A 12,184-nucleotide genomic window follows, 5' to 3' on the forward strand; every position below is an offset into this window, starting at 1 on the left:
CCGCGCGCCATAAAATCCGGCAGTGCCGATTCGATGGAACGTCCCCCAACATGCGACGGCCTCAGAGCGGCTGGATGCGGCGTTGGCCGCGGGGGGCCGGGGAGCGGCGGTGTTGGGGCCCGACGGCGTCGGCAAATCCACCTTGGCCCGCGTGGCCGCCGAGCACTTCGCCGGTCAACATCCCGACGCGCTCGTCCGCTGGGTCACCGGCACCCCGACCGAACGCGCGGTGCCCTTCGGGGCCTTCAGCCACCTGGTGCAGATCGCCGACATCGGCAAGCCGGCCGCGCTGCTGCGGGCCGCGCGCGCCTCGCTGGGCGGCGACGACCTGCTGCTTGTCGTCGACGATGCCCAACACCTGGACGTGCTGTCGGCCACGCTGGTCTACCAGCTGGCGCGGGTCGGGACGGCGCGGCTGATCGTGACCGCCCGCGCCGACGCCTCCCCCGATGCGATCGCCGCGCTGTGGAGCGACGGCCTGCTCGACCGGATCGATATCGAGCCGCCCGGCGGGACGACGCCGCCCGCGGAGGTCGACGCCTTCCTCGCCGAGTTGCCCGCGCCGGCCCGGTCGGTGCTGGAGTATCTCGCCGTGTGCGAGCCGCTGTCGCTCGCCGACCTGACCGTCCTGGCCGGCGACGGCGCGGTGGCCGAGGCGGTCAGGTGGGGCGCCGCCGAGACCCGGGTGCGGGGCGGGGCCTCCGAGGACCCCGTCGTCTACACGGCCCACCCGCTGTTCGCCGAGCGGACGCTGGCCGCGCTGGACCCCGACCACGCGCGACAACGGCGCACCGAGCTGGTCACGTTGCTGTCGCAGCGTCCATCCGAGCATCCCAGCGACCGGCTGCGGCTGATGTCGTTGGCGCGAGACAGCGACGCGCGCCAACGGCCCGCCGACGTCGTCGCCGCCGCGCAGCAGGCGCTGAGGCTGGGTGACATGGCGCTGGGCGAGCGGCTGGCCCGCTCGGCGCTCGAGCGCTCCGGCGGGCTGGCCGCGCGGCTCGCGCTCGCGCACGCGCTGGGCTGGCAGGGCCGCGGCCGCGAGGCCGATGCGCTGTTGGCCGACGTCGACTCCGCCGGGTTGACCGAAGCCGCCCTGATGGAGTGGGCGTTGCTGCGGGCGGCGAACCAGTTCTGGATGCTGAGCGAGCCCGAGCGTGCGACGGCGTTCTTGCGGACCGTCCGCAATCGCGTCGCGGATGCCGGGCCGCGGACCACGCTGGACGCGCTTAGCGCGACCTTCGCGATGAACGCGGGCAACGTCGGGCACGCGGTGAAGGTCGCCGAGGAGGTGTTGGCCTCGGCGTCGGCCGACGACCAGGCGGTGGCCTGGGCCGGCAGCGCGGCCGCGTTGTGCGCGGCGCGGCAGGGCCGGTTCGGTGACGTCGAGCGGTTGGCGCAGCGCGCCCTGGGAGCCGAACACCCCGGGTTGCTGCGCTTCACCATCGGGCTGGGCCAGACGACCACGTTGTTGATGGCGGGCAGGCTCGACGAGGCCCGCCAATTGGCCCGGCAGTTCACCGATTTCGCCGAACTGCAGCAGCCGGGCCGCGCGATCGGCGAGGTGCTGCTGGCGCATGTGCTGCTTGCCGGCGGTGAATTCGCTTCCGCAGCAGACATTTTGATCCCGGCGACCGCCACTCTGGAGCGCACCGGCTATTCGTGGGGGCCGCTGTCGCTGACGCTGCTGGCCACCGCGCTGTCCCAGCTCGGAGATACCGCTGCCGCGGCAAAAGCGTTGAGCAGGGCCGAATCCCGGCACGGAACCAAGTCGGCGTTGTTCGCCCCCGAGCTCGGGGTGGCGCGCGCGTGGCGGCTGGCGTTGCTGCGCGACTCGCACGGCGCGGTGGCCGCCGCGCGCGAGGCCGCCCGCGCGGCCGAGCGCGGCGGGCAGCGGGCCGTGGCGGTGCGCGTCTGGCACGAGGCCGTGCGGTTGGGCGACAGCCGGGCCGGCGATCCGTTGGCCCGGCTCTGCGACGAGATCGATTGTGTCGTGGGCAGAATCGCGTTGGCCCACGCCCGCGCGCTCACCGCGGGCGATGCCGAGGCGTTGCGGGCGGTGTCGGACGAGCTGACGTCGATCGGGATGCACGCGGCCGCCGCCGACGCCGCCGCGCAGGCTCGGCGCTGCGGCGGCTAGCCGCCCAGGTAGCGGCGCAGCATGTCCACCGCCGCGGTGATGTTGGCGACCGCCACGCGTTCGTCGCGCCGGTGCGCCAAATTCGGGTCGCCGGGGCCGAAGTTGACCGCCGGTATACCCAGCGCGGCGAACCGTGCGACGTCGGTCCAGCCGTACTTGGCCCGCACGTTACCGCCCGCCGCCTCGACCAACGCCTTGGCGGCGGGCTGGGACAGCCCGGGCATCGCCCCGGCCGCGGCGTCGGTCTGTTCGATGTGCACGTCCAGTCCGGCGAGCACGTCGTGCACGTGTTGCAGCGCGTCGGGCACCGACCGGTCCGGGGCAAAGCGGAAGTTGACCGTCACCGCGGCAGCATCGGGAATGACGTTGCCCGCCACCCCGCCGTCGATGCGCACGGCCGACAAGCCCTCGCGGTACGTGCAGCCGTCGATGTCCACGCTGCGTGCCTCGTACGCGGCCAGCCGTTCGAGCACAGCACCCAGTTTGTGAATAGCGTTGTCCCCCAACCAGGATCGCGCCGAGTGGGCGCGGGTCCCGGCGGCGCTGACGACCACGCGCAGGGTGCCCTGGCAACCGGCTTCGATGTAGCCGCCCGTCGGTTCGCCCAGGATGGCCACGTCGGCGGCCAGCCAGTCCGGCAGTTCCCGTTCGATGCGGCCCAAACCGTTTGCCGCCGCGTCGATTTCCTCGCAGTCGTACATCACCAGCGTCAGATCGTGCACGGGTTCGGCGACGGTGGCGGCGAGATGGAGGAACACGGCGTCCCCGGATTTCATGTCGGCGGTGCCGCAGCCGTGCAGCTCGCCGCCCTCGTGACGGCTGGGCAGGTTTCCGGCCACCGGGACGGTGTCCAGGTGGCCGGCCAGCAGCACCCGCGACGGCCGCTGGTGTCGGGTTCGCGCCAACACGGCGTTGCCGTTGCGGACGACCTCGAAGCCGGAGGTCTGCGCGCGTAGCGCTGCCTCGACCTCGTCGGCCAGGCGCGCCTCGTTCCTCGATTCGCTGGGGATGTCGACCAGCGCCGCGGTCAGCGCGATCGGATCCCCGCGTAAGTCCAGCACGGTCTCAGGGTAGTGGCGATCGCAAGCGCGGCGGAGCCGGGCGCAGCGGGTCGCCACCATCAACACCCAGTGGCGATCGCAAGCGCGGCGGAGCCGGGCGCAGCGGGTCGCCACCATCAACACCAGTGGTGACCGTGATGGCGAGCCGCCGGACGCAGCGGCTACACGAGCAACCGCGTGGGCATCACCGTCGGCTTGACCCCGTAACGCGGGCCCATGCCGTAGCCGCCGCGCCCGGCCGAGGCCACCGCCGGCATGCCCGTCGCCCACGTCGTGCGCGGCTCTTCAACCGGCGCGGTCCACCCCGAACTCACGGGCGTCGCGGCGGCAGGCGCGGGCGTGGCCGCGGACCACGCGGCGGGCGTCGACAAGCCGCCGACCGGTGATGCCGACGCCATGCTCGCCAGCACCGGCGCGGCGCCGACGCCCGCGGTGCTCGCCGGGGCCGCCGCGCTTACCAACATGCCGCCGCCGACCGCGCCCCCCACCTCGCCGGCCGTGCCGGTGGCCGCCGCCACGTCGAGGGTGTGGTTGTAGAGGATGTTGGACACCATGGTGTTGAACACGTTCCAGGAGACCACGTCGAAACCGGCGTTGCCGACGTTGTTCACCACCGGGTTGCCCAAGAAGCTGTCCAGCCCGCTCAGTGCCGACGGCGGGTCGGCCATCGGGGCCGCCAGTGCCCGAACCGCGTTGGGCGCGTTGGTGACGGTCTGCTGGAGGCCGCTCGTCTGCGCGCCCGTTGCCGCGGCCTGGGAGACGGCCGCGGCCTGCGCCCCAAGCCCGCCCGGGTTGTTCGTCGGCGCCGGCGAGGTCAGGGGGCTCAGCTTGGCCGCGGCCGCCGACGCCGCCGCGTAGCCATACATGGCGGCGGCATCCTGGGACCACATTTCGCCGTACTGCGCCTCGGTGGCCGCGATGGCCGCGGTGTTCTGACCCAAGACGTTCGTCGCGATCAGGGCCGCGAGTTGGGCCCTGTTCGCCGCGATCAGCGGGGGCGGGACCGTCATCGCAAATGCCGCCTCGTAGGCCGCCGCCGACGCCATGGCCTGGGAGGCCGCCTGCTGCAGCTGGGCCGCGGTGGTGTGCATCCACGTGATGTAGGGCTCGACCGCGGTGGCCATCGCGGATGAGGAGGGCCCGATCCACTCCTCGCCGGTCAGGTTAGAGATCGCCGACTGGCTGGCCGAGGCCGTCGTACTCAATTCGTCGGCGAGGCTGCTGAAGGCCGCCGCGGCGGCCATCATCGGCGCGGCCCCCGCCCCGGTGTACATGCGGAGGGAGTTGATCTCGGGGGGAAGTGCTCCAAAGTCGAAAGACATTGCGTCGCTCCTATTCTCGGTTGTGGTTCGTGGGGTGCTAGATGGCTGGCTTGGGCATGACGGTCGGCTTGACCCCGTAGCGCGGCGCGCCGAGGCCATAGCCGCCGCGTCCGCTCGTGGCCATCGACGGCAGGCCGCCCGGCACGGTCGTCACCGGCGCGGCGTGGGGCGCGGCGCTGGTAAAGCCCGCGCCGACCAACTGCGTCGGGGTGGCGTTCACCGACGGGACACCGCCGGCCGCCCAGCTGGGCGGCACCGACAACGCGCCGATCGCGGGCCCGCGGCCCATGCTCGCCAGCACCGGCGCGGCACCGACTGCGGCGGGGGCCGCGGGCGCGGGCGCTGACGCCGAGGTGAGCCCGGGAGTGAAGTTGGGAATCCCCGCGGCGCCGGTGACGGGGGCGAATTGCCCCTCCCCCAGGGTGATGAAGTCCGACGCGGCGGCACCGACGTTCTGGCCCCACCCGATCCCGGTCCCGAGCGTGGTGCTCCCCGCGGGCGGGGGGTCGGCCGCCGCAGTCGGTGAGGCGGCAAGCGGCGACAGCGACGAGGCGGCGGTCGTCACCCGATTCGCGGTTTCGGTCTCGCCATAGGAACCGGCGCTGGTGTCCAGGTTGTTGACCATCGTCTGGTGGATCGCCTTCGCCTGGGCGCTGACCTGCTGATACCAGGCGCCGTAGGCGGAAAACTGCGCGGCCTGCAGCGCGGACACTTCGTCGGCCGCCGCCGGGGCGATGCTCGTGGTGGGCGCCGCGGCGGCGGCGTTTTGGGCGTCCATCGAGGAGCCGAGCGCTTCGAGCATGCTCGCCGCGGCCATCAGCGCCTCGGGGCGTGTGGTGACAAAGGACATGGTGTTCTCCTTCTCTAAACGAGCCGGCCCCTTGCGGACCCGCGCCGGTGGCTCCCCACCAGGCTCAGGACGTGACCAGCCGATCCCCGGGACCGAGGTACCCCGAAACGGCCGAGTTCACGCGGTTGACCTGGTAAGACGGTGGGCCTCGACACCCGCAGCGCAGCGGCTGCGCAGCGAGGGCCTCCGAATCACGTTGCGCGGGCCAGCGTTTCACAGGCGGCGGCGCACTCCGTGTATTTCGCGGCGTCCGGGTCCGCGTTGCCGTGCAGGGTGGACGGACCCGCGCAACCACCCAGGAAGTAACCTGACCGCCGTGACTGGAGCTGCAGGTATCGGGCTGGCAACGCTGGCCGCCGACGGATCGATCCTCGACACATGGTTTCCCGCACCGGAACTGACCGAGTCGGGCACGAGTGCCACGTCGCGACTCGCGCTGTCCGACGTTCCCCCCGAGCTGACCGCATTGATCGGCCGGGACGACGACCGCGGCACCGAGACCGTCGCCGTGCGCACGGTGATCGGCTCGCTCGACGAGGCGGCCGCCGACGCCTACGACGCCTACCTGCGGCTGCATCTGCTGTCGCACCGACTGGTGGCGCCGCACGGGCTGAACGCCGGCGGCTTCTTCGGGGTATTGACGAATGTGGTCTGGACTAATCGCGGGCCCTGCGCCGTCGAGGGGTTCGAGGCCGTGCGGGCCCGGCTGCGCCGCCACGGACCGGTGACGGTCTACGGCGTCGACAAGTTCCCGCGGATGGTCGACTACGTGTTGCCGACCGGGGTGCGCATCGCCGACGCCGACCGGGTGCGGCTCGGCGCCCACCTGGCCCCGGGGACGACGGTGATGCACGAAGGCTTCGTCAACTACAACGCCGGCACGCTGGGAGCGTCGATGGTGGAGGGCCGCATCTCGGCCGGCGTGGTGGTGGGCGACGGCTCCGATGTCGGCGGTGGGGCCTCGATCATGGGCACGCTGTCCGGCGGTGGCACCGAGGTCATTTCGATCGGCAAGCGGTGCCTGCTCGGCGCCAACGCCGGCCTGGGCATCTCACTGGGCGACGACTGCGTCGTGGAGGCCGGCCTCTATGTCACGGCGGGCACCAAGGTCATCACACCCGAGGGCAAACAGATGAAGGCGCGGGAGTTCTCCGGCGGCAATAATCTGTTGTTCCGGCGCAATTCGCTGAGCGGGGCCGTGGAGGTGGTGGCGCGCGGCGGCCAGGGCATCGCCCTCAACGAGGACCTGCACGCCAACTAACCGACGCCGAGCGCCGTGCCGTTGGTTTCGGGCAGCAGATAGGTGCACGCCAGGCTGACCGCCGTGAGGGCGGCCAGCATGAAGCCGATCGCCCAGCTGCCGTATGTCGTCTGCAGGGTCCCGGCGATCAGCGGCGGCGACGCGCTACCGACGATGCCGGCGAGGTTTTGCGCCAGCGCCGTTCCGCTGTAGCGGTAGCGGGTGGCGAACAGTTCGGGGATGAACGCCGCCGTCGGGCCGGAGCCGATCGCCGCGGCCGTGCACATGCCGACGATCGCCGCCGCGTACCCCACGGGTTTGCCGGTGTTCAGCAGCGGCATCACCAGAAACGACCACAGCAGACAACAGCTCCACCCCACCAGCATGATGCGGCGGCGCCCGAGCCGGTCGCACAGAGTGGCCGAGACCGCCATGAAGGCCATGCTCGCGACCCCGCACAGCGCGCCGACGAACCAGATGAAGTTGCGCGAATACCCCAGGTGGGAGTGCGCGTACATGGCCAGATAGGTGTGGGCCATGTAGATGAACCCCAACGCGCCGAGGATGCTGCCCGCGGCCAGCGCGATCTCACGGCGCTGCAGCCGCAGCAGCTCCGCGAGCGGGGTCTTGGGGATCAGCTGCCGCGCCTTCTCCTCCGCGAACACCGGGGTCTCCTCGATGTTCAGGCGCACATACAGCGCGAGCCCGACCAACACCGCGCTGAGCAAAAACGGCACCCGCCATCCCCACTGCAGGAACGCCGCACTGCCCTCGCCGATGGTGAGGTTGACCGCGAGAAAGGTCGCACTGCTCAGCACGGCCGCGATGCCGCCGCCCATCAAGGTGAACACGCCGTATCGGCCGCGCCGGTCGGCCGGCGCGTATTCGGCGCTCAGCAACGCCGACCCCGCCCATTCGCCGCCGACGGCGAACCCTTGCAGCAGCCGAAGCGCGACCAAGATCAGCGGTGCCGCGGCACCGATCACCCCGGAGCTGGGGACCAGGCCGACGCACACCGTTGACACGCCCATGATCAGCAGCGTGGCGACCAGGGTCTTCTTGCGCCCCAGCCGATCCCCGAAGTATCCGAACACGGCCGCGCCGAGGGGCCGGGACAGAAAAGCCGTCGCGAACGTCCCCATCGAGGCGATCGTGGCTCCGGAGGGGCTGAGGTGCGGGAAGAACACCATCGGGAACACCAGTGCCGCCGCGGTGCCATAGATCATGAAGTCGTAGAACTCGATCGCCGAGCCCACGAGGCAGGCGACGGCGATCCGCCGCATCGGCGTGGGCGCGGTTACGACGGTCGCGGCGGCGCCGGCGGGGGGTACGTTCCGTCCTTGCACCGTTACGACGGTACCTGCCGCCGCTGGGACCGCGGGCGTAACGGGACTGCGAAGAATCGAGCCGAAATTCGCGGTGGGGTTGCGCTCGCGCGCAAGGCGCTCAGCCGTCGGACAGCAGCTCCTTTTTGAGGACCTTACCCATGGCGTTGCGGGGCAGCGTGTCGACGACGCGCACCTCGCGTGGTCGCTTGTGCACCGAAAGTTGTTGCGCGACATAGTCGATCAGTTCGTCGCCGTTGGCGGATCCGACGATGTAGGCGACGATGCGCTGACCCAGGTCCGCGTCGGGCATCCCGACCACCGCGGCCTCCTGCACGCCCGGATGACCGAGCAGCACCGTCTCGATCTCGCCCGCACCGATGCGGTAGCCGCCGGACTTGATCAGGTCGACCGACTCGCGTCCCACGATGCGGTGCATCCCCCCGCCGTCGATGACGGCGACGTCACCGGTGCGGTACCAGCCGTCGGCGTCGAACGCCTCGGCGGTGGCGTCCGGCCGGTTCAGGTAGCCGTCGAACATCATCGGACCGCGAACGTGGAGCTTTCCGACGGTTTCGCCGTCGTGCGGCACCGCGGCGCCGTCGTCGTCGAGCACCCGGGTCTGCACCCCGGCCAGCGGCAGGCCGACCCACCCCGGTCGCCGCTCGCCGTCGGCCCGCGTCGAAATGGTGATCAGCGATTCCGAGGCGCCGTAGCGTTCGACGGGCTGGTGCCCGGTGAGGGCGGCCAACCGGTCGAACACCGGAACCGGCAGCGGTGCGCTTCCGGAGACCAGCAGCCGCGCCGGGCCCAGCGCCCGGGCGGCCGCCTCGTCGGCGCCGACCCGCGACCACACGGTGGGCACGCCGAAAAACAGCGTGCCGCCGAAGTCGGTGCGGGCCTGGGCGTAGCCCTCCGGCGTCGGCTTCCCGGTGTGGATGAAGCGATTCCCGACCCGCAACGAGCCGAGCAGGCCCAGCACCAGGCCGTGCACGTGAAAGAGCGGCAAGCCGTGCACCAGGACGTCGTCGGCCGTCCATTGCCAGGCTTGCGCCAGCGCGTCGAGGTCGGCGGCGATCGCGCGCCGGCTCAGCACCACCCCTTTGGGCAACCCGGTGGTGCCCGAGGTGTAGATGATCATCGCGGTGGCGTCCGGCGAGGGCTCGGGATAGCGGTGCCAGGAGCGAGCGTGCAGCCGCACCGGGATGTGCGGCAGCCCCTCGGGCGCCGAGTCTTTTGGGGGCGCTGCCCCAAGCCAGGCCTGGGCTCCCGAGTCCGTGAGCATGTGGCGGCGTTCGGCGGCGCCGACGTCGGCGGGCACCGGGACGAAGGGCACACCCGCGATCAGGCAGCCGGTGACGGCCAGCACCGTCGCGGCGGTCGGGGCGGCCAGGATGGCGACGCGGCCCGCGCCGCCCACCCGTTCGGCCACCGACGTCGCGGCTCCGGCGAGGTCGCTGCGGCTGAGCACGGTGCCGTCGATGCGCACCGCGTCGGCGACATCGGTGGCGGTCAGGACCGAGGGATCAAGGGACGCCAGCAGCACGTCAGCAGGCTACCCGGCGCCGGACGAGGTCAGCCCCGCTCGTCCCAGATCTTCATCAGGGTGGACAGGATCTCCTCGCCGCGCCCCAGCCCGCCGAGGTGGCTTTCGCCCGGGAGCACGATCAGCTCGCAGTCGGGCAGCCTGGCCACGACGTGCTCGCCGTGGGCGAACGGCACGATGTGGTCGCTGTCGCCGTGCCACCAGCGCACCGGGACCTTGACCTCGTCGAGCCGGAATCCCCAGTCCCGGGTGAACAGGATGATGTCGTTGAACGGGGCCGCCAGCTGCTTGCGGCTGCCGTTGAGCAGGTCGTCGAGGAACATGGCCCCGAACTCGGGCCGGGTCAGCAGGCGCCGGTCGCCCTCGGGCGATATCGCGGCATACAAAAACAGCGCGGGGTTCGCGACCGGGCGGATCGCCCGGACCACCAGGCTCGCACCGATCCGCAGCGGGTCACCGCCCAGCCGCAGCAGCGGCGCCACCCGCTTGCCCAGATTCATCAGGCCGCTGGTGATCCCCTCGTCGCCGAGGAAGGGCGCGACGCCGCCGAGGATGCCGGCGGCGACGACGCGATCGGACAACACCGCGCCCGAGGCGAGCGCGTACGGACCGCCGCCGGACAGGCCGATGACGGCCATCTTGTCGATGCCGAGCGTGTCCGCGATGGTCCGCACGTCCTCGGCGAACGCGCGAATGTTCTCGTACCGATGTGGTGTCGACGAGCCGATCCCGGGGCGGTCCAGGCCGATCAGCCGGATCTTGTGGTTCTCGGCGTACAGGCGGGCCTCGGTGGGGATCTGGCGGCGCGCGCCGGGGGTGCCGTGCAGCCAGAAGACCGCGCGGCCCTGCGGGTCACCGAATTCGGCGAAGCCGATCTGGCGGTCTTCGCCGACGGCGACGTTTCCTTCGAGTTTGGGGCGGGCGATCTCGATGGCCATGTCAGCAGCTTGGCATGGGACGCACGGTTTACCAAAGGTGGACCGGGCCGGCGCCCGGCGGGCCCGACGTTAAGGCATCATGTCGGCGTCGGATGTGCCTCTGGCGCAGGGCATTTCGTGGAGCGGAGCCCGTCACGCGGGGACGCCGACGGCCATCGGCTCCATGTACTGGTGTAGCCCGCCGATGCCGCCGCCCTCGCGGCCCAGCCCGCTGAGTTTGAAGCCGCCGAACGGCGCGCCGCCCGGGCCGCAGCCGTTGACCGCGATCTGTCCGGTGCGGATGCGGCGTGCGACGCCGACGGCGCGGTCGACGTCGCCGCCCCACACCGCCCCGGAGAGGCCGTATTGCGAATTGTTCGCGATGGCGACGGCGTCGTCGTCGTCGCGGTAGCGCAGCACCGTCAACACCGGACCGAACACTTCCTCTTGCGCGATGGTCGAATTCGGCTCGACATCGGACAGAATCGTCGGTTCGAAGTAGAACCCGATGTCCAAGCCGGCCGGACGGCCGCCGCCGGTCACCAGCTTCGCCCCGTCGTCGAGCGCACCGGCGACGTGGGCCTCGACCCGGTCGCGCTGCGCCGCGCTGATCAGGGGGCCCATCTGAACGTCGGGATCGGTGGGATCGCCCACCTTGACCTCGCGCGCCAGCGCGGCGAGCCGGTCGACGACGTCGTCGTGTAGCGAGTCCGGCAGCAGCAGCCGGCTGTGCAGGATGCAGGCCTGTCCGGCGTGCAGCGAGCAGCAGTCGAACAGCATCTGCTGCAGCATCTCGTCGGTCACCTGCGCGTCGTCCAGGACGATGCTGGCGGACTTGCCGCCGAGCTCGAGCAGGATCCGCTTCATCGTGTCGCCGGCGGCGGACATGACCTGGCGGCCGACCACCGAGCTGCCGGTGAAGCTCACCATGTCGATCCGCGGATCGGTGGTCAGCAACTTGGCCGCCTCGACCCCGGAGGGGGTGACGACGTTGACCACGCCCGGCGGGATATCGGTGTGTTCGTCGATGATCCGCGCGAGCGCCAGCCCGGCCAGTGGGGTCAGCGGCGAGGGCTTGAGCACGACGGTATTGCCTGCGGCCAGAGCATGATTCAGCTTCATCACGTTGAGGCAGTGCGGGAAGTTCCACGGGGTCAACACCGACACGACACCCAGGGGTTCATGGCGCAGCAACGTGGTGCCGGCGCCCATCCCGGTGACCGCTTCGTCCTTCAACTGGGTGGCCAGCTGGGCGGCGTGCATCGACATGAAGCCGGCGCCGTCGATCTGCATGATGCGTTCGTTCGCAACGCAGCCCCACTCCACCTGGGACAGCGCGAAGAAGTCGTCGGCGTGTTTGCTCAGCGCCTCGCCCAACTGGTTGAGGCACCCGGCGCGCTCCTCGGCGCTCATGGTGCGCCAGGGTCCGCTGTCGAACGCGCGGCGCGCGGCGGCGATCGCCTCACCGACCTGGGCGATGCTGGCGTCGGGCGCGGTGGCGATCACGTCCTCGGTGGACGGAGAGATGTCGTCATAGCGGCCGTCCTGCGGCTCGACCCAGTCGCCGTCGATGTAGAGCGGATAGGACTGAACAAGGGCGGGCGAATCGGCCATGTGCTTCCTCCGGTCATCTGATCACTTGGTGTACCCGTCCCAGCGGCCGCCGTCAATCGTCATTTGCATGAATTCCGGAGCTCCTCGCGCACTTTGCTGTTGTATTGACACCATGCGACGGCGCAGAGTACACACAACTCGCGAGACAGATCGCATCAATCTGTCGGAT

9 protein-coding genes are annotated in these 12,184 nt (G+C 71.2%); 2 read left to right on the plus strand and 7 right to left on the minus strand.

All coding sequences use genetic code 11. The features are described from left to right. The first annotated feature begins 22 nt into the window (after nt 1–22). Complete coding sequence (locus QGN30_RS21565; RefSeq protein ID WP_248923556.1) at nt 23–2,140, plus strand: AAA family ATPase; 2,118 nt, start codon at nt 23–25, stop codon at nt 2,138–2,140. Here QGN30_RS21565 and dapE read toward each other — a convergent pair. From dapE to QGN30_RS21580, 3 genes are all read right to left on the minus strand, one after another. Beyond that, nucleotides 2,137–3,201 (minus strand): succinyl-diaminopimelate desuccinylase, encoded by a 1,065-nt coding sequence (gene dapE / locus QGN30_RS21570; RefSeq protein ID WP_026071533.1) that lies wholly within the window; start codon nt 3,199–3,201, stop codon nt 2,137–2,139. The genes QGN30_RS21565 and dapE overlap by 4 nt on opposite strands. A 161-nt stretch (nt 3,202–3,362) precedes the next feature. Next, complete coding sequence (locus tag QGN30_RS21575) at nt 3,363–4,523, minus strand: PPE family protein (protein ID WP_020415601.1); 1,161 nt, start codon at nt 4,521–4,523, stop codon at nt 3,363–3,365. 37 nt (nt 4,524–4,560) lie between these two features. Continuing rightward, the gene (locus tag QGN30_RS21580) at nt 4,561–5,373 is read right to left on the minus strand and encodes a PPE family protein, SVP subgroup (RefSeq protein ID WP_014379453.1); all 813 of its coding nucleotides are present in this window, start codon (nt 5,371–5,373) and stop codon (nt 4,561–4,563) included. Between the two features lie 307 nt (nt 5,374–5,680). Here QGN30_RS21580 and dapD point away from each other — a divergent pair, with 307 nt between their 5' ends. After that, on the plus strand, nt 5,681–6,634 hold the full coding sequence (dapD, locus tag QGN30_RS21585; protein WP_085978334.1) for a 2,3,4,5-tetrahydropyridine-2,6-dicarboxylate N-succinyltransferase: 954 nt from the start codon (nt 5,681–5,683) through the stop codon (nt 6,632–6,634). Here dapD and QGN30_RS21590 read toward each other — a convergent pair. From QGN30_RS21590 to QGN30_RS21605, 4 genes are all read right to left on the minus strand, one after another. Beyond that, nucleotides 6,631–7,896, minus strand: coding sequence for an MFS transporter (locus tag QGN30_RS21590; RefSeq protein ID WP_248923664.1), 1,266 nt, complete (start codon nt 7,894–7,896; stop codon nt 6,631–6,633). The two genes, dapD and QGN30_RS21590, sit on opposite strands and share 4 nt — an antisense overlap. Nucleotides 7,897–8,059: 163 nt before the next feature. Continuing rightward, nucleotides 8,060–9,484 (minus strand): acyl-CoA synthetase, encoded by a 1,425-nt coding sequence (locus tag QGN30_RS21595; RefSeq protein ID WP_009957211.1) that lies wholly within the window; start codon nt 9,482–9,484, stop codon nt 8,060–8,062. Nucleotides 9,485–9,513: 29 nt separating this feature from the next. Beyond that, on the minus strand, nt 9,514–10,422 hold the full coding sequence (locus QGN30_RS21600; RefSeq protein WP_248923555.1) for an alpha/beta fold hydrolase: 909 nt from the start codon (nt 10,420–10,422) through the stop codon (nt 9,514–9,516). A gap of 132 nt (nt 10,423–10,554) precedes the next feature. Continuing rightward, nucleotides 10,555–12,015, minus strand: a complete 1,461-nt coding sequence (locus QGN30_RS21605; protein ID WP_014379450.1) for an aldehyde dehydrogenase family protein — start codon at nt 12,013–12,015, stop codon at nt 10,555–10,557. Nucleotides 12,016–12,184: the final 169 nt, after the last annotated feature.

The organism is Mycobacterium sp. 3-98 (assembly GCF_035918355.1).
Lineage (GTDB): Bacteria > Actinomycetota > Actinomycetes > Mycobacteriales > Mycobacteriaceae > Mycobacterium > Mycobacterium intracellulare.